Here is an 18,078-nt window from a genome sequence, read left to right on the forward strand (position 1 = left end):
AAGGCTATCCCAGAAATGTCACGAAGATCAGGAAGGCCGCCGCCGCCCCGAGCATCCCGTCGAACCGGTCAAAAAGGCCACCGTGACCGGGAATAAGCGCGCTGGAATCCTTGACGCCTGTCTTCCGCTTCAGAGCGCTTTCCGCGATGTCGCCCGCTTGGCTAGCCATCGACATGACAACCGACAGGACAATCGCGCCCACGCCCAGCCCCGAGGCTTCGCTGAAGAAGGCCCCGACAAACGCCGCAGCGATCCAGCCAGCCGAAGATCCGGACCAGGTTTTCTTGGGGCTGACACGCGGCCAAAGCTTTGGTCCGCCGATCATCTTACCGGCAAAATAGCCTGCTACATCGGTGGCAACGACAACGCCGATCAGCCACAACAGCCAAGAGGCCCCCATTTCATTGCGCAGCCATACAAAGGTAAAGCCGGCGCAAACGATCCAGAGACCAAATAAGCCAAAACGCAGGCGGGCAGCAACAGGCAGTTGAAACATACCGCCAAGAATAGGCGAAACCAGCAAGGGCATACCCCAGACCGGCGGCAGCAGGGTCGCGCCCAGCACCGCAATGGCTGACATTGCCCCCAGTTGCAGCGCCTGTCCGGTCTTTTCGGGCGCCAGCATCCGGACAAGCTCCCAGATCATGCCACCGCAAGCGGCAGCGATGAGCAGCGCAAACCAGATGCCACCCAGCCAGATTTCCACGGCGCCTACGACAAGCATGACGACCGCAGACAGCAAGCGCGGCATCAGGTCGGACCAACGTCCCGCGCTCATGTCTTCACCGCGCCAAAACGTCTGTCACGGGCGCCATAGCCCCGGCACAGGCGCCCCAGTTCTTCGGCGGTGAAATCCGGCCAGAGCGTGTCGATGAACTCATACTCCGCATAGGCAGACTGCCACAGCAGGAAGTTGGAAATCCGTGCCTCACCGCTGGTGCGGATCACCAGATCGGGATCCGGCAGCACATGGGTATCGAGGTATTTCGGCAGGGTTTCCTCGTCCACATCGTCAGGAGATAGTTTTCCAGCCGCAACATCCTGCGCCAGCCGTTTCGTGGCGCGGGCCACCTCGTCCCGCCCACCATAGTTCAGGGCAATTGTGAGATTGGTGCCGTCGTTACCTTTGGTTTCCTCCTCCAACTGATCCATCAACTGGATCAGCTTGGCATCAAGCCGCACCCGATCCCCGATGAAACGTACCCGCACATTACGCGCGGCCAGCGCCTTCATCTCCTTGGAGATATAGCGGCGGAACAGGCTCATGAGGCCCGCGACCTCGACCTGCGTCCGTTTCCAGTTCTCGGTCGAAAAGGCGAATATGGTCAGATACTTGATGCCCAGGGACGGGCAGCATTCGACGATTTCCCGCACCCGCTTGGCGCCTGCGTGGTGCCCGAACAGACGCGGGCGGCCACGGGACTGTGCCCACCGGCCGTTGCCATCCATGATGATGGCAACATGGCGTGGGCCCTGCCCCGTGCCGTCTTCGGACGCGCCCTCGGAAGGCGCCGTGTCGGTATTGCTGACCATATCCGGGCGTCAGACCTGCATGATTTCGGCTTGCTTGTTTTCCAGCGCCTCGTCCACGGCCTTGATCATCGCGTCGGTCAGATCCTGAACTTCGCTTTCCCAGAACTTCTGGTCGTCCTCGGACATCCCATCAGCCTTGGCCTTCTTGATCTGATCCATGCCATCGCGGCGCACGTTGCGCACCGACACACGGGCGTGTTCAGCGTATTGGCCGGCAACCTTCGTCAGTTCGCGGCGGCGTTCTTCGTTCAGCTCCGGAATCGGCAGCATGATGATGGTGCCATTCAACTGTGGGTTGATACCAAGGCCGGATTCACGGATCGCCTTTTCCACTTTACCAACAAGGGATTTGTCCCAAACGTTGATCGTCACCATGCGCGGCTCCGGCACGTTGACGGTGCCGACCTGGTTGATCGGCGTCATCGAGCCATAGGCATCTACCATCACCGGATCCAGCATCGAAGCCGAGCCACGGCCGGTTCGCAGCGAGGCAAACTCGGTGCGCAGGTTGGCCATGGCGCCATCCATGCGACGTTTCAGATCGTCGGTATCCAGTTCAAAATCATCAGACATTCTGCTCTCTCCCCTGACTTGAGGCGGTCTTTACACCGCTCATAAGCGATTGTCGCAAGATTGTATAGCAATCTCGGCCCGCTGACGGCCACTCTGCCCGATGGCAGCAGCTAGCCACAGCGTTGATACCGGCTCGCAACCCCTTGCATAAACGAAAAGACGCGCCTCCTGCCGGGACACGCGTCTTTTGCCATTTTCAAACCAACTGCGGTTCAGCCCTGAACCTTGGTGTAGGTGCCTTCGCCAGCCAGAATACCGCGGAACCCGCCCGGCTCATCCAGCGAAAAGACAATGATCGGCAGGCTGTTGTCGCGCGCCAGAGCAATCGCCGAGGCATCCATCACGCCCAGGCGTTTGGCCAGCACATCGTCATAGCTGACGGTGTCATAGCGCTTGGCGTCGTCGAACTTCACCGGATCCTTGTCATAGACACCATCGACCTTGGTGCCCTTGAAGATCGCCTCGCAGGCCATTTCATTGGCGCGCAGGGTCGCGGCGGTGTCGGTGGTGAAATAGGGGTTGCCGGTGCCGGCCGCGAAGATGCAGACCCGCTTCTTCTCAAGGTGGCGCACGGCGCGGCGGCGGATATAGGGCTCGCAGACCTGATCCATCGGAATGGCACTAATCACCCGGGTGAAGACGCCAAGGGATTCCAGAGCGGCCTGCATGCCAAGGGCGTTCATCACCGTCGCCAGCATCCCCATATAGTCAGCTGTAGTGCGTTCCATGCCCTGCGCAGCGCCGGACAGGCCCCGGAAGATATTTCCGCCGCCGATAACCATGCAGATCTCGACGCCCATGTCGTGTACCGACTTCACCTCTTTGGCGATCCGCTCCACGGTCGGCGGATGCAGGCCAAAGCCCTGATCCCCCATCAACGCCTCCCCAGAGATTTTCAGCATGACACGTTTATAGGCAACGGCCGAAGTGGCGGCCGGTGTTTCGATTTCTTGGGGCATGTTGCGCTCCGGAATATGACGGGGTTAATTTGCGCCGCAAAATGAAGCAAATCACCGGCAGGATCAATGCAGGCCAGGCGCCTTTTCTTCCCCGGAGTATAACAAATCCGCCCCCGGTGAGGACAGGCTGACATGACAGAACTTCGCATCGATCCGGATAGGCCCGTTCTGATCGCTGGCCCGACGGCCTCAGGGAAATCCGCGCTCGCGCTGGAAATTGCGGAAAAACAAGGCGGTGTGGTAGTCAATGCCGATGCCAGCCAGGTGTTCGACTGTTGGCGGATCGTTACCGCCCGCCCTTCTGCCGAAGAAGAAGCCCGCGCGCCGCACCAGCTTTATGGGCATGTGGCTTATGATGCGCCCTATTCCGCCGGTCACTGGCTGCGGGAGGTGGTGCCGCTGCTGTCAGGAACGCAGCGGCCGATCATCGTCGGCGGAACCGGTCTTTATTTCAGTGCCTTGACCGAAGGTATGGCTGAAATCCCGCCCACACCTGCAGAAGTCCGGGCCGAGGGCGATTCGATGTCGCTCGAAGACTTGCTGTCGGCGCTTGATCCCCAGACCGCGGCCCGCATCGATGTGCAGAACCGTGCCCGCGTGCAGCGCGCCTGGGAGGTGCTGACCGCCACGGGACGGGCGCTGGCCGATTGGCAGGATGACACCCCGCCGCCGCCCCTGCCGCTGGACGCCTGCAGTGCGTTGGTTCTGGAAAGCAGTAAGGACTGGCTGGAGGCACGCATCCGCAAACGATTCCGCGCCATGCTGGAACAGGGCGCCATGGATGAAGTCGAGGCCATGCGAGATCGGTTCGACCCCAGCCTGCCCTCCTGCAAGGCGATCGGCGCGCCGGAACTCATGGCCTATGCCACTGGCAGAATGACGCTGGAGGAGGCGGAGGAAAGCGCCGCGATTGCCACCCGCCGGTTCGCCAAACGGCAGCGCACCTGGTTCCGTGCCCGCATGGAGAAATGGCGGAAAATCTCCCCCGAGATCGGCTATCAGCTCAGCTAAACGGCAGGTGCAGGTAAGAGGCACAAATTTATCAATTTTTAACCTTCTTCGGCAGGAACTTGCCAGAATCACATTTTCATGCGCTGTTACATCGATAAAGTTTAAGTAAATCTATGTAACATCTCATGCCATTCGACCCGAAACCAGCCGAAGATCTTCACGTTTCGCCGCTTTCGCGTCTCTACCCGGACGGTCCTTGGCAAACAGAACTCGCGCATGATCGCGCCGAGCATGTGCTGATCTGGATCACACGCGGACAGGGTCGTTTTCTGATGGATGGGCACCGGCGCGGGTTTGGCGCGCATACGGCGCTGTTCTTTCCGGCCGGCAATCTGTGGTCAGTGGAATTCGGACGCCAATGCCTGGGTCAGGCCCTGATCGTGCCTGCCACCGCGCCCGTGTCGATGCCGCCCGAGCCGCTACACCTGAAGTTCAACGACCCGGTCGAGCAAGCGCGTCTCAACAGCCTGCTTGAGGCGGTGTCGGTCGAACAATCCACTCATCCTGCCTTGTGGCGCCGGGCCATGCAGTCCTACACCGATCTGATCAGCATCCAGCTGCGTCGTCAGCCCCCCTCCGGCCCCCTGCCCCCGGTGAAACCAAACGCCGCGCGGCGCCTGTCACAGGCCTATTGCAAGCGGGTGGTAACCTATTTCGACGAACACGCCAGCATGGCGGATCACGCCGCTGCGCTGAACGTGACGCCGACCCACCTGACCCGTGTCTGCAAGGCGGAAACCGGTAAGACTGCCGCCACGCTGCTGACAGAGCGGCAGCTTCACGCGGCCCGCAGCCTGCTGATTTCAAGCGATCTGGCCATGCGCGACATCGCCGCCCAACTGGGGTTCGGCAGCGCCGCCTATTTCACTCGCTTCATCACCCAGCACACCGGTAAGACACCAAGCGCCCTGCGCAAGAAGGCGCGCAAAGCCGCTATTCCCCAGTAACGTTACAGCCTCTGACCGCGACCTGCCGTCGTGAGTCGGCCCAGGCCCCCGTTTGCACCTCAACCCTGCGGAGAACTGGGCACTTCTGCCCAGTCCTGTGGCGCGACCCACCGCGAATATACGAAAACGACGCAAAAAAGGTCGCTTTTCTGCCGTATTCCGCCGAATCTGTGCATTGACCTAAGCCGCCTTATGAGGCCGAATAGGTGCGTGAGACGGCGAAATTCAAAAATAGCACCTTTCCGGGCCGCAATCCGGACATACCATCGCCACCTCGAGGCAGGGCCAAGCGTCCTGTTGGTGCAAACAGGGAGATCCGTATGAACAACGATACCACCACCGGCGCGCCGATCCACTGGGCCGCCCAGATGCATGCCGAGGAAGTCAAAAACGGCAAACTGAGCCGCCGTGAATTCCTGGCCCGCTCCACCGCACTGGGCGTCAGCGCCGCAGCCGCCTACGGGCTGATCGGTCTGGAGACCCCGGTGCAGGCCGCTGCACATGCCCAGAAGGGTGGCACCCTGCGTATGCAGATGGAGGTCCGTGCGCTCAAGGATCCGCGCACTTTTGACTGGACCCAGATCGCGACCTTTACCGCCGGCTGGCTGGAATATCTGGTCGAATACAACAGCGACGGCTCTTTCGGCCCGATGCTGCTGGAAAGCTGGAGCGCCAATGCCGATGCGACCGAATACACCTTGAACGTCCGCAAAGGCGTCAAATGGAACAACGGCGACGATTTCACCGCCGAGGACGTGGCTCGCAACATCGCCGGCTGGTGTGACAAGAGCGTCGAAGGCAACTCAATGGCAGGCCGCATGGCATCGCTGATCGACGAAGCCACAGGCAAGGCCGCAGATGGCGCCATCACCGTGGTGGACAGCCACACCGTGATGCTGAAGACCAACACGCCGGACATTACCATCATCCCCGGCATGGCGGACTATCCCGCAGCCATCACCCATGCCAGCCATGACGCCGCAACCATGCTGGAGAACCCGATCGGTACCGGTTACATGCTGCCCGAGAGCATGGAAGTCGGCGTCAAGGGTGTGCTGGTGCGCAACGAGGACCACGAGTGGTGGGGCTACGCCGCTGGTAAGGGCGGCCATCTGGACCGCATCGAGTTCATCGACTACGGCACCGATCCGGCCGCCTTCCTGGCCGCCTTCGAAGCCGAAGAAATCGACATGAACTGGGAGTCGGTCGGTGAATATGTCGACATTTTCGACAGCATCGGCCTAACCCGCTCGGAAATCCCCTCCGGCTTTACCATCGTCATCCGCCCGAACCAGCTGGCCGAAGTCGATGGCATGAAGCCCTATGCTGACAAGCGCGTGCGCCAGGCCCTGGCCATGGCAGTCGACAACAACGTCTGCCTTGAACTGGGCATGTCCGGCTACGGCATCCCGGCAGACAACTGCCACGTCGGCCCGATGCACCCGGAGCACGACCCCAGCGTCACCCGTATCCCCTATGACCCCGCCAAGGCCAAGGCCCTGATGGACGAAGCAGGCATGGGCGATTACGAGCACGAGCTGCTGTCGATCGACGATGACTGGCGCCGCAACACAACCGATGCGGTGGCAGCCCAGCTGCGCGATGCAGGCATCAACGTGAAGCGGACCATCCTGCCCGGTTCCACCTTCTGGAACGACTGGGTGAAATATCCCTTCTCCTCGACCAACTGGAACCACCGCCCGCTGGGCACTCAGGTTCTGGCACTGGCCTATCGCTCGGGCGAGGCCTGGAACGAAAGCGGCTTTGCAAATGCCGAGTTCGACGCGCTGCTGGCCGAGGCCAACTCGATCGCAGATGCCGACAAGCGCCGCGAAGTGATGGGCAAACTGCAAGCCATCATGATCGACGAAGGCGTCACCATCCAGCCTTACTGGCGCACCGCCATGCGTCACCACCGGGATACCCTGGTCGGTGTCGACAAGCACATTGCGGACCTGCCCCAGCTTTACAAGTGGGCTCTCAAAGCCTGACCTGGACCTGCACGGGCCGCGCATCGCGCGGCCCGTTTCCGCTGGACCCGTAGCACAGCCAAAAGACAGGGCGCATCCGCGCCTAGCAAAAGCGCAGCGGCATTGAACCGGGCGCATAGCCACCAATGGGGGCATCCATGGGACTGTTTATCCTCAGACGCGTCGGGGTCATGATCCTGACGGCGCTTTGTCTGACCTTTGTCGTGTTCTTCATGACAAACCTCTATCCGAACCTTGAAAAACTCGCCAAGACCCAGGGCAACTTCCGCATGTCGGACGAAGCCGTGGCCAGCTGGCTGGAAAAGGGCGGTTACCTGCAATCCACGCCAAAGAAATACATGGAATGGATCGGCCTCGCGCCGTCGTACCAGCACACGGCTGAGGATGGCACCATCACCGGCCGCTGCATCACGCCGGGCATGGACCCAGCCGAGGCCCCGCAGTTCTGCGGCATCCTGCAGGGCTATTGGGGTTATTCCACGGTGTTCAAGGATGAGGTCAGTTCCATCATCGCCACCCGCCTGTCGCTGACGGGCACGCTGATGTTCTGGGTGATGCTGGTCATGGTGCCCTCGGCGCTGATCCTTGGCGTTCTGGCGGGCATGAAGGAAGGCTCTGCAACCGACCGAACACTGTCGACCTTTGCCATCACCACCACGGCGACACCCGAATATGTCTCGGGCGTCCTGTTCATCGCTATTTTCTCATCCTCTGCCGTGGGCCTTAAATGGTTCAAGGGCACCGCGACCAGCGCGATGGAAAGCCCGAACATCGAAAATTTCCTGCTGCCGGTTCTGACCATCGCCCTTTATGGCATGGGCTATATCGCCCGCATGACCCGCGCCTCAATGACCGAGGTGATGACGGCGCAGTATATCCGCACCGCCCGGCTCAAAGGCGTGAGCTTTCCCAAGATCGTCATGAAACACGCCCTGCGCAACGCGCTGATCGCGCCCTTCACCGTGATCATGCTGCAGTTCCCCTGGCTCCTGAACGGCGTGGTGATCGTTGAGACCCTGTTCAACTACAAGGGCTTTGGCTGGACGCTGGTACAAGCCGCTGGCAACAACGATATCGAACTGCTGCTGGGCGTCTCGGTCGTCTCGGTTCTCGTGGTGTTGATCACGCAGCTGATCTCGGACATCGGCTACGTCTACCTCAACCCACGCATTCGCATTTCCTGAAGACGGAGAAAGACTATGGAACCACTCAGCTGGACCGGATCAATCGCCTTTCTCAACCCGCTTCTTTTTGCGGCTTTGGGACTACTGGCAATCTCGATCCTTCTTTGGATCATCATCGGCGCGGTCACCCCCGAGGAACGCGCCATTACCAACGCAGGCGGTACGCTCAGCCTGTCGGCCGGGCCGCAGGGCCTTGCCGCGCTGGCCGTGCGCCTCACCTTCCTGGCCTCGGCCGTCATCCTTCTGGCCTATCTGCTGCTTGGCCTCGTGATGGGCACCGGCGCGGGCATCATCGGCGCCCTGTCGCAGCAGATGCTGCCGGTCTGGATCGCCCTTGTGGTGCTTTATGCCGTTTCCATCACCTTCAAGCGGCGTCTTGGCCTTTATGGCAAGCTGTTTGACAGCCCCATCGGCATGATCGGCTTTGGCCTTGTCATGTTCTGGGTCTTCACCGGCTTTTTTGCGGCCTTTGACATGCTGGCCACCCATGATGCGCTGTCGCAGGCGTCGGGCATGAAAAACAAAGCCCCCGGCACGCCCCTGCGCGGCGCCGAAGAGGGGGAATTCCAATGGTATCTCCTTGGCGGTGACAACCTGGCTCGGGATGTGTTCAGCCGGATGGTCAAAGGTTCCTGGGAGGTGGTGAAAATTGCCCCGCTCGCGACGACCTTTGCCTTCATGGTGGGGATCACTCTGGGGCTGCCGGCCGGATACTATGGCGGCAAACTGGACACCTTCCTGTCGTTCCTCGCCAACCTGATCCTGGCCTTCCCGGTGATCCTGCTGTTCTACCTGATGGTAACCCCCGAGATCGTCGAAACCGGCCTGCCGCAGTATATGGCAGTGGTGCTCTTTGCCTTCCCGATGGTATTCTTCGGGGTGCTGCTGAACGCCCGCTACCGGACGCAGCCCAAGAAGAACTTCATCATCCTAGCTGTCGTTCTGGCGCCGCTGTTCATCCTTTACATGTCGCTGATCAATGCCAAGGGGTCCAAGATCGACTTCTGGCCGGTGGATCTGTTCGACATTCCGGGCGGTATCCTTGTGGTCTTTGTCTCGGTGGTCTTCGTGAACTCACCCACCGTGTTCCGCATCGTGCGGGGCCTGACGATGGACATCAAGACCCGCGATTACGTGGCCGCCGCGCAGACCCGGGGTGAGCGTCCCTGGTACATCATGCTGTGGGAGGTTCTGCCGAACGCACGCGGGCCGCTGATCGTCGATTTTTGCCTGCGCATTGGTTACACGACCATCCTTCTCGGGACTCTGGGTTTCTTCGGCCTTGGCCTGCCGCCCGAAAGCCCGGACTGGGGATCGACCATCAACGAAGGGCGCAAGCTCTTGTCGATCTACCTGCACCCGGCCCTGCCCCCCGCCATCGCTCTGCTGAGCCTGGTGCTGGGTCTGAACCTGCTGGCCGATGGTCTGCGCGAAGAAAGCCTGAGGGATTGATGACATGAGCAAGCTTGAGCAAACCGATGGCCCGATCCTGGAAATCGACCGCCTGTCGATCTCCTTTTTCACCCGGCTGCGCGAAATCCCGGCGGTGATGGATTTTTCCGTCTCCGTGATGCCCGGGGAAGCGGTTGGCCTTGTGGGCGAATCCGGCTGCGGCAAATCCACTGTCGCCCTTGGGGTGATGCAGGACCTTGGCAAGAACGGCCGCATCGTGGGCGGCTCGATCAAGTTCAAGGGCCGCGACCTGGGAGAGATGAGCGTCGAGGAGCTGCGTGACATTCGCGGCAACGAGATCGCGATGATCTATCAAGAGCCGATGGCCAGCCTTAACCCGGCGATGAAAATCGGCAAGCAGCTGATGGAAGTGCCGATGATCCACGAGGGCGTCAGCGAGGATGAAGCCTATAAACGCGCCCTCGAAGTTGTCACCGACGTGCGCCTGCCCGACCCGGAGCGGATGCTGAACAGCTATCCGCACCAGCTGTCGGGCGGCCAACAGCAGCGGATCGTCATCGCCATGGCGCTGATGTCGAAACCGGCACTGCTGATCCTGGATGAGCCCACCACCGCGCTTGACGTGACGGTGGAGGCCGCCGTGGTCGAACTGGTCAAGGATCTGGGCAAGAAATACGGCACCTCGATGCTGTTCATCTCGCACAATCTGGGTCTTGTTCTGGAAACCTGTGACCGACTCTGCGTGATGTATTCCGGCGAAGCAGTGGAGCGCGGCAGTATCGAAGACGTCTTTGACGAGATGCAGCATCCCTATACGCAGGCGCTGTTCCGCTCGATCCCGCTGCCGGGCGCCGACAAGAACGCGCGCCCGCTGGTGGCGATTCCGGGCAACTTCCCCCTGCCGCACGAACGCCCACCGGGCTGCAACTTCGGTCCGCGCTGCGATTATTTCGAAGCGGGCCGCTGCGATGCGGGCGATATTGCCATGGCCGATGTGCCCGGCAATGACCGCCACGCCACGCGGTGCTTGAAGTTCCAGGAAATCGACTGGAACGCGCCGATCACCGTAGCCGACAAGAAGGAAAAGACCGCCCCGGGTGAGGTTGTCCTCAAGATCGACAAGCTCAAGAAATATTACGAGGTGGCCGCGAATGCCCTATTTGGCGGCGGCGCCAAGAAAGTGGTGAAGGCCAATGAAACGCTGAGCTTCGAGGCCCGCGAATCCGAAACGCTGGCCATCGTCGGGGAATCGGGTTGCGGTAAATCCACCTTCGCCAAGGTTCTGATGGGCCTCGAAACCGCCACCGACGGCGACATCCTGATGGATGGCCGGAACATCGAACAGACCCCGATCGAAGAGCGCAACACCAAGACGATTTCGGACGTGCAGATGGTGTTCCAGAACCCCTTTGATACGCTGAACCCGTCGATGACCGTCGGACGGCAGATCACCCGGGCGCTGGAAATCTTTGGCATCGGTGACAACGACGCGGAGCGCAAGCAGAGGATGCTGGAGCTGCTGGATCTGGTGAAACTGCCCCGCGCCTTTGCCGACCGCATGCCACGGCAACTGTCCGGCGGACAAAAACAGCGCGTCGGCATCGCCCGCGCCTTTGCTGGCGGTGCACGCATCGTTGTGGCGGATGAACCCGTCTCGGCACTGGATGTGTCGGTGCAGGCGGCGGTGACCGATCTACTGATGGAGATCCAGCGCAACGAGAAGACGACGCTGCTGTTCATCAGCCACGACCTGTCCATCGTGCGCTATCTCAGCGACCGGGTGATGGTGATGTATCTCGGCCATGTGGTGGAGCTGGGGACGACCGATCAGGTCTTCTCGCCACCCTATCACCCCTATACAGAGGCCCTGCTGAGCGCGGTTCCCATCGCCGATACATCGGTGGAAAAGGAGCATATCGTTCTCGAAGGCGACATCCCGTCAGCGATGAACCCGCCATCAGGCTGTCCGTTCCAGACCCGCTGTCGCTGGAAGAGCGAAGTTCCCGGCGGTCTCTGTGAACGCGAGGTCCCCCCGGTGCGCGACATGCAGGGCGGGCATCAGATCAAATGCCACCTCAGCGATGAGATCCTTGAACGGATGAGCCCGGTCATCAAGATCGCGGCCGAGTAGCCACTCTGATCACCCCCAAAGCGGCGCCCGCGTTCATCACTCGGGCGCCCTTTCTATTCCAGATACTCTTCGTAGCGCTGATCGGTCAGCGTTTTCAGAAACGCAACCAGGGCGTCAATGCGCCGGTCATCCAGCGCAGGCCCGTGGGTCAGCTCGGTGGTCGACAAGGTGCCTGCAACCGGCGGCGGCCCCCAGGGTTTTCCGGTTTCGGGATTGATCTGCGCGGCGTCCGATTTGCTGTTGTAGCGATTGTAAAAGGCAATCACCGTGCGCAGCTCCTGAAACACCCCGTTGTGCATATAGGGGCCGGTCACCGCGACGTTTCGCAGTCCCGGCGTCTTGAACTTGCCCCGTTCTGCCGGATCAGTTACCGCCGGGTTGGCAAGCAGCCCGTCGTCAATGGCACCGGCGGCAACGCCGTTCTCGGCCCGCCCCAGAACATTCTCCGGCACGCCGATGTTGTGGTAGCTGTAGTTCGTAAAGGTTTCCTGCGGATCCATGGCACTGCGCTTCAGCTGGTGGCACTGGTTGCAATTGGTGAACTGCTCCGAGAAGAACAGGATCCGGCCAAGTTCCTCTTCTTTGCTGAGCTGAACCTCACCGCGCAGGAAACGGTCGTATTTACTGTCGAACGGTGCAAAGATGGCGGTTCTCTCATAGGCCGCCAGCGCCTCGGTCATCGCCGCATATCCGGCCTCCGGATCCTTCAGGACATCGGCGCCGAAGTTCTGCTGAAAGGCTGTGACATAGCCCGGCTCCTCCTTCAGGCGCGCGACGAGCTGCGCCTTGTCACTGAGCCCCATTTCAATCGGGTTCAGCGGTGGCCCCCCGGCCTGCTCTGCCAGATCCCGGGCGCGCCCGTCCCAGAACATCCCCCCGGCCCAGCTTCCGTCCTCCTTCTGGTGAAATGGCGGCGTAAAGGCCGCGTAAGCCGCGCTTGGCGCGTTGCGGTCGCCCAGCGAATGCCCGTCATTCCCCAGCGAAAACGCCCCATCGGCGAAACGCCGCGGATCGGTAAAGCCGTATTTCGCGTCGTGGCAACTGGCACAGGACTGCGTGCGGTTCTGCGACAGCATCGGATCGTGAAACAGAGCCTCTCCCAAGGTCTCAACCGGCGTCAGCTCTGCATCCTCGGCCAATGCAGAATGCGGCGATGCCGCGACGACCAGCAAGGTAAGGCAACGGGCAGCGGCGCCCATGCGCCAGAAGGGAGAAAACGTCATCATCAGGGCCTTTGGATCCGGGGCAGTCCCCACGCGAAGTACCCGACAGCTATAGCCCCGACCTTGATCGAGCGCAATTCCCGACAATAAAACTAGGAAAAGGCCCACCCCGATCATGGGGCGGGCCGATACTGGTTAACTCAGCAACAGAACAACGATCATCAGAAGGTTCATCGAGGCGAACTGCATCAAGCGCGGGAAACGTTTGCTTTTCCACGCCGCGAACAAGGCCAGCGTGACCGACAGGGCCAGACCGGCCAGCGACAGAGTACCAAACACGAGACCGACCGCACCGCTGCCCGGCCCCCAGGGAGACTGTTCGAAGGACATGCCGATCAGGCCAAAGCCAATCAGTATTCCCACAATGGCCCCGGCAAGAGTAACGCCGACACTGCGGGCGCTGGCACGCTGCCGCGCGCCAAGGACGCTGTCGACGATCTCGCGGCTGGGACCCGCCGACGGGGTCCAGTGCATACGGTCAAGGCGATCATCAAAACTGTAGGCTGTCACGGCAAATCCTCCTGAAACTGCTCGCTTTTTTCAGGGGGAATTCGGGCAGCTTCGTGGCGGAGAAAAGAAGTTAACGCGGCATTTACCAAGTTTACCGAGGCGTTAACACGGTCGTGATCCGGGCCGCCCCAAACGGGCGCGGTTCAAGGCGTTTCGTAAGCGGTCAGCCGCCCCAGATCGTTTTTACATAGGCCTGGGTTTCACGGTAAGGCGGCACGCCGCCGTGTTTCTGAACTGCCTCGGGGCCTGCGTTATATGCAGCCAGTGCCAGGCGCCAGGAGCCGAACTTACGGAATTGGCGCGCCAGGTACCGCGCGCCGCCTTCCAGGTTTTCCTGCGGGACAGCGGGATCCACCCCCAGAGACCGAGCGGTCTGCGGCATCAGCTGCGCCAGCCCCAGCGCGCCTTTGTGGGATTTCGCGCCGGGGTTCCAATTGCTTTCCTGTTGCACGAGACGCAGGAACAGATCCTCGGGCACGCCGTGTTTGCGCGCTGCGGCGCGCGCCATGGTCATGAATTTCCCACGGTATTTGCCGGTATAGGGCAGACTGCCATACTGACCCGTCTCAAATGAAGAACGCGGCAACAGACGGCTGGAGTTCTCATATTGTTGCGCCGCACGGCCATCCAGAACCTTGGTATGGGCGGCGAACAGGCTGCGCTGGTTCTTGGTCGAGAACATGTCGGCGGTAGCGCCAGTCGCCAATAACGAAACCCCGGCAGCCGCGGCAAGGCCACGAGCGTTCATTGCATAGACATTGATCAAAGCGGTCTTAAACGTGGCTTGCCCAAACATAGCGGCCCTCAACTCTGTTACCGTCGCGATCCGTTTTCCGACCGGCGAGACTATAGCGGATCTTAACTAAATTGAAAGCGTCAGCGTGCGGCGAACAGATTCCGGTGGAAGGCTGCCCGACCGAAAACCTGCGAAAACCCCCGTCCCGCGGCCAAGAAGGTTGCTTTCATCAGAGCTTGCGGGTCTGTACTGTGGACCAAAATCCGGGCGCGCTCAGATTCGGTTCTGACACCAGATGCCCATCCACCGACAAGAACATCCAATAAGAACAAGGACAGGACCAAATGGCCGGCTCAGTCAACAAAGTCATCCTCATCGGCAACCTGGGCCGCGACCCAGAGGTGCGGACCTTTCAGAACGGCGGCAAGGTGTGCAACCTGCGCATCGCCACCTCTGAAACCTGGAAAGACCGCAACACCGGTGAACGCCGCGAAAAGACCGAATGGCACAGCGTTGCCGTCTTCAACGAAGGTCTGGTGCGCGTCTGCGAGCAATACCTGCGCAAGGGCTCCAAGGTCTATATCGAAGGCCAGCTGCAAACACGCAAATGGCAGGATCAAAACGGTCAGGACCGTTATTCCACCGAAGTCGTCCTGCAGGGCTTTGGCTCCACCCTGACCATGCTGGATGGCCGCGGTGAAGGCGGCGGTGGTGGCGGCCAGGGTGGCGGCAGCTATGGTGGCGGCGGCGGATATGGCGGTGGCGGCGGTGGCTACGACAGCGGACCCCAGGGCGGTGGCTTTGGCGGCGGCGGTCAGGGTGGCCCCTCGCACAATATCGACGACGACGAGATCCCGTTCTGATCTAACGGTTCTGACGCGTGATATCACCCTGGCGATACAGCCTTGGTGATATCCTTCTGATGATCCTTGCCCGATCCGCACAGGCTGCAAAAGGAATGACGCGATGACATGGTCTTTTTCTCTCGGCCGCCTCTTTGGCTCAGAGGTCAGAGTTCATGTCACCTTCTTCCTTCTTCTGGGGTGGATCGGGCTATCTGCCTACAGCGAACAGGGCCTGCCAGGCGCCATCGAGAACACCGTTTTCGTGCTGGCGCTGTTTGCCTGTGTTCTGGCCCATGAATTCGGCCATGCGCTGATGGCGAAGCGCTACGGCATTGCCACCCCCGACATCACCCTGTTGCCCATCGGCGGTCTGGCACGGTTGGAACGGATGCCGTCCAACCCCTGGCACGAGATCGCGGTGGCCTTTGCCGGACCTGCCGTCAACATTGCGATCTGGGCCATTCTGGTGGTGATTGGTGCGGGCCGCTGGGATCTGGCGAGCCTGGCAGATCCGGCGCAGGAGTTTTCCGGCTGGAATTTCCTGGGCCGTCTGGCATTGGTGAACCTGATCCTTGCAGTCTTTAACCTGATCCCCGCCTTTCCGATGGATGGCGGCCGGGTGCTGCGTGCTGCGCTGTGCCTGAAGATGGACCGGGTCAAGGCGACCCGCATCGCCGCCATCGCCGGGCAGATCGCCGCCATGGGGCTGGCATATCTCGGCCTCACCTCTGGCAACCCGGTATTGGTGCTGGTGGCGGGCTTTGTCTTCATTGCCGCCAATGCCGAAAATCAGGACGTGGCGATGCGCGCCGTGACCAAGCGGTTCATGGCCCGCGATGCAATGATCACCAGTTTCGAGGCGCTGCGCCCTGAGGACACGCTGGAGACGGCCTCTGCCGCAGTCATCCGCACCACCCAGCATGAGTTCCCTGTTCTGGATGCCACAGGCCGCCCGCTGGGTTTTGTGACGCGCGGCGATCTGTTCGCCGCCATCGCCGCAGAAACCCCGCGCATGAACGCGGTTTCCATGCTGATGACAAATGATATCCCCTCGGTCCCGCTGACTGCCGGGCTGGAGACCGTTCTCGACGCCCTGCACAAGGGCGCGCCTGCCGTTGTCGTCACGACAAAAACAGGCGCTCTTGCAGGCTATATCACCTCGGAGAACATCGGGGAGATGATGGTGGTGAAAGGCCGCTAGCCAAAGGCAGACGACCTGTAACAGGACGGGGGCCAACAGCCCCCATTCCCCGAAAGGTTACGCCTGTTCGACCTGACGCAGGGCCAGCGCATCCTCCAGCACGGCCAGCACCGTCTCGCGCGGCACATCTGCCGTCACGAAGGCCTTGCCAATGCCGCGCGCCAAAACGAACCGCAGCTGGCCGGCGACCACCTTCTTGTCCTGCCCCATCAGGTCCAGCAGCGCCGCCGCGCCGGGCAAATCGCCGGGAATATCCGACAGATCCGCCTTCATCCCCATCGCCTTCAGATGGGCGCGGACCCGGCTGGGGTCTTCCTGACTGCACAGCCCCAGACGCGAGGACAATTCGAACGCAAGCGCGCAGCCGATGGCAACGCCTTCGCCATGCATCAGACGGTCGGAATAGCCGGTCGCTGCCTCCAGCGCGTGGCAGAATGTATGGCCAAGGTTCAGCAAAGCGCGATCGCCCTGTTCGGTCTCATCGCGCACGACGATATCGGCCTTCATCTGGACCGAGCGGGCCACCGCTTCGACCCGGGCCGCCATATCGCCCGCCGCCAGTGCCGGGCCGTGTTCTTCGAGCCAGTCAAAGAACGCAGAATCGCCCAGCAGACCGTATTTCACCACCTCGCCATAGCCGGACAGGAAATCCCGCGCGGTCAGCGTGCCCAGCACCTCGGTATCCGCCAGCACCAGCGAGGGCTGGTGAAAAGCGCCGATCAGGTTCTTGCCCTGCGGCGCGTTGATCCCGGTCTTGCCTCCGACCGAACTGTCGACCTGCGCCAGCAGGGAGGTCGGGATCTGCACGAAACGCACGCCGCGCCGCAGGACGGCTGCAGCAAACCCAGCCAGATCCCCTATCACACCACCGCCAAGGGCAATCACGATGTCAGAGCGTTCCACCTGCGTCTCCAGCAGCCATTCGACGGCGCGCGAAAACTGCGGCCAAGCCTTGGTACCTTCGCCGGGCGGCAAGGCCAGCGCATCCATTTCGATGCCTTCCGCCGCCAGTCCGGCCCGCAGGGTATCAAGGTGCCTGGCCGCCACGTTTTCGTCGGTCAGAACCGCAACCCGGGGGCGGTTCAGCAGCGGTTTGATCCGCTTGCCCGCCTCCTGCAACAGGCCGGGGCCGATCACCACATCATAGGCACGCTCGCCAAGGGGTACGTGAACTGTGCGCTGCATTATTCCGTCCATTCCAATACGTCTGGCCGCTCCTTCAGGGCCTCAAGCACCCGGTCGACCATTGTTTCAATCGAAGCCTGCCCGTCGGATTTCACCGTCAGGTCGGCCTTTTCATAAAATGGCACCCGCGCGTTATAAAGCTCGCGCAGGGTGGCCTTGGGGTCACTGGTACGTAACAAAGGGCGACTGTCCCGGTGGCGCACCCGGTTCCACAGAACCTCAAGGTCCGCCTGCAGCCAGACCGACACACCGCCTTCGGTGATCAGGGTGCGATTCTCTTCGGACAAGAAGGCGCCGCCTCCGGTCGAAAGCACACCGCGCTCTTCTTCGAGCAAGCGGGCGATGACCTGACGTTCCTTGAGCCGGAAAAACGGCTCCCCATCGCGCGAGAAGATCTCTGGGATAGACATATTGGCTGCAGCTTCGATTTCATGGTCGCTATCCAGAAACGGCACATCCAGCCGGGCAGCCAGCGCCCGGCCCACAGCGGTCTTGCCCGCGCCCATCATCCCAACCATGACGATCGTCTTTTTCAGCCTTCCCGGTGTCGGTCCGACGGTCACAGTTTCTTCGGTTTGCTCTTTTTCGCTCATTCTTCAGTGAATGACGTGATATTGCCGAAAAGGCCATATATAA

Annotated in this window: 17 protein-coding genes; 8 read left to right on the forward strand and 9 right to left on the reverse strand. The window is 61.1% G+C overall.

All coding sequences use genetic code 11. The features are described 5' to 3' along the window. Positions 1-4 precede the first annotated feature (4 nt). The 4 genes from AC5SSZ_RS07795 to pyrH form a co-directional block, all read right to left on the reverse strand. Entirely contained in the window at positions 5-778 is a 774-nt protein-coding gene (locus AC5SSZ_RS07795; RefSeq protein WP_495437782.1) for a phosphatidate cytidylyltransferase, read from the reverse strand. Beyond that, the gene (gene uppS / locus AC5SSZ_RS07800) at positions 775-1,533 is read right to left on the reverse strand and encodes an undecaprenyl pyrophosphate synthase (RefSeq protein WP_065273427.1); all 759 of its coding nucleotides are present in this window, start codon (positions 1,531-1,533) and stop codon (positions 775-777) included. Before uppS ends, AC5SSZ_RS07795 begins: the two co-directional genes overlap by 4 nt. Positions 1,534-1,542: 9 nt before the next feature. Further along, positions 1,543-2,106 carry a ribosome recycling factor gene (gene frr, locus AC5SSZ_RS07805; RefSeq protein WP_065273426.1) on the reverse strand — a complete coding sequence of 188 codons (564 nt, stop codon included), beginning with the start codon at positions 2,104-2,106 and terminating at the stop codon, positions 1,543-1,545. Between the two features lie 212 nt (positions 2,107-2,318). Further along, positions 2,319-3,065 carry a UMP kinase gene (gene pyrH / locus AC5SSZ_RS07810; RefSeq protein WP_065273425.1) on the reverse strand — a complete coding sequence of 249 codons (747 nt, stop codon included), beginning with the start codon at positions 3,063-3,065 and terminating at the stop codon, positions 2,319-2,321. Positions 3,066-3,197: 132 nt separating this feature from the next. On the opposite strand from pyrH, the gene miaA reads away from it, so the two are divergent. The 6 genes from miaA to AC5SSZ_RS07840 all read left to right on the forward strand — a co-directional run bounded on the left by miaA (position 3,198) and on the right by AC5SSZ_RS07840 (position 11,742). Next, entirely contained in the window at positions 3,198-4,076 is an 879-nt protein-coding gene (miaA, locus tag AC5SSZ_RS07815; protein ID WP_495437783.1) for a tRNA (adenosine(37)-N6)-dimethylallyltransferase MiaA, read from the forward strand. 125 nt (positions 4,077-4,201) lie between these two features. Beyond that, complete coding sequence (locus tag AC5SSZ_RS07820; RefSeq protein ID WP_495437784.1) at positions 4,202-5,023, forward strand: helix-turn-helix transcriptional regulator; 822 nt, start codon at positions 4,202-4,204, stop codon at positions 5,021-5,023. A 320-nt stretch (positions 5,024-5,343) separates the two neighbouring features. Next, complete coding sequence (locus AC5SSZ_RS07825) at positions 5,344-7,014, forward strand: ABC transporter substrate-binding protein (RefSeq protein ID WP_274833938.1); 1,671 nt, start codon at positions 5,344-5,346, stop codon at positions 7,012-7,014. Positions 7,015-7,151: 137 nt separating this feature from the next. Next, positions 7,152-8,198: an ABC transporter permease gene (locus tag AC5SSZ_RS07830; RefSeq protein WP_065273421.1), complete on the forward strand. Its 1,047-nt coding sequence runs from the start codon at positions 7,152-7,154 to the stop codon at positions 8,196-8,198. 15 nt (positions 8,199-8,213) lie between these two features. Continuing rightward, on the forward strand, positions 8,214-9,650 hold the full coding sequence (locus AC5SSZ_RS07835; protein ID WP_274827996.1) for an ABC transporter permease: 1,437 nt from the start codon (positions 8,214-8,216) through the stop codon (positions 9,648-9,650). Positions 9,651-9,654: 4 nt separating this feature from the next. Further along, positions 9,655-11,742 carry a dipeptide ABC transporter ATP-binding protein gene (locus tag AC5SSZ_RS07840; RefSeq protein WP_495437785.1) on the forward strand — a complete coding sequence of 696 codons (2,088 nt, stop codon included), beginning with the start codon at positions 9,655-9,657 and terminating at the stop codon, positions 11,740-11,742. Positions 11,743-11,795: 53 nt separating this feature from the next. On the opposite strand, the gene AC5SSZ_RS07845 is transcribed toward AC5SSZ_RS07840, so the two are convergent. From AC5SSZ_RS07845 to AC5SSZ_RS07855, 3 genes are all read right to left on the reverse strand, one after another. Further along, on the reverse strand, positions 11,796-12,968 hold the full coding sequence (locus tag AC5SSZ_RS07845) for a cytochrome-c peroxidase (RefSeq protein WP_495437786.1): 1,173 nt from the start codon (positions 12,966-12,968) through the stop codon (positions 11,796-11,798). A 132-nt stretch (positions 12,969-13,100) separates the two neighbouring features. Next, positions 13,101-13,475 (reverse strand): hypothetical protein, encoded by a 375-nt coding sequence (locus AC5SSZ_RS07850; protein ID WP_065273418.1) that lies wholly within the window; start codon positions 13,473-13,475, stop codon positions 13,101-13,103. 163 nt (positions 13,476-13,638) lie between these two features. Then, positions 13,639-14,157: a lytic transglycosylase domain-containing protein gene (locus AC5SSZ_RS07855; RefSeq protein WP_425537371.1), complete on the reverse strand. Its 519-nt coding sequence runs from the start codon at positions 14,155-14,157 to the stop codon at positions 13,639-13,641. Between the two features lie 398 nt (positions 14,158-14,555). On the opposite strand from AC5SSZ_RS07855, the gene AC5SSZ_RS07860 reads away from it, so the two are divergent. Further along, a complete protein-coding gene (locus tag AC5SSZ_RS07860; protein ID WP_065273417.1) occupies positions 14,556-15,074 on the forward strand; it encodes a single-stranded DNA-binding protein in 519 nt (172 codons plus the stop codon). 103 nt (positions 15,075-15,177) lie between these two features. Next, positions 15,178-16,257: a site-2 protease family protein gene (locus AC5SSZ_RS07865; RefSeq protein WP_495437787.1), complete on the forward strand. Its 1,080-nt coding sequence runs from the start codon at positions 15,178-15,180 to the stop codon at positions 16,255-16,257. A 57-nt stretch (positions 16,258-16,314) separates the two neighbouring features. On the opposite strand, the gene aroB is transcribed toward AC5SSZ_RS07865, so the two are convergent. After that, positions 16,315-17,442: a 3-dehydroquinate synthase gene (gene aroB / locus AC5SSZ_RS07870; RefSeq protein ID WP_495437788.1), complete on the reverse strand. Its 1,128-nt coding sequence runs from the start codon at positions 17,440-17,442 to the stop codon at positions 16,315-16,317. After that, complete coding sequence (locus AC5SSZ_RS07875; RefSeq protein WP_495437789.1) at positions 17,442-18,035, reverse strand: shikimate kinase; 594 nt, start codon at positions 18,033-18,035, stop codon at positions 17,442-17,444. The genes aroB and AC5SSZ_RS07875 overlap by 1 nt, the downstream gene beginning before the upstream one ends. Positions 18,036-18,078 lie beyond the last annotated feature (43 nt).

This window comes from Phaeobacter sp. CC-HEC084, from assembly GCF_059429255.1.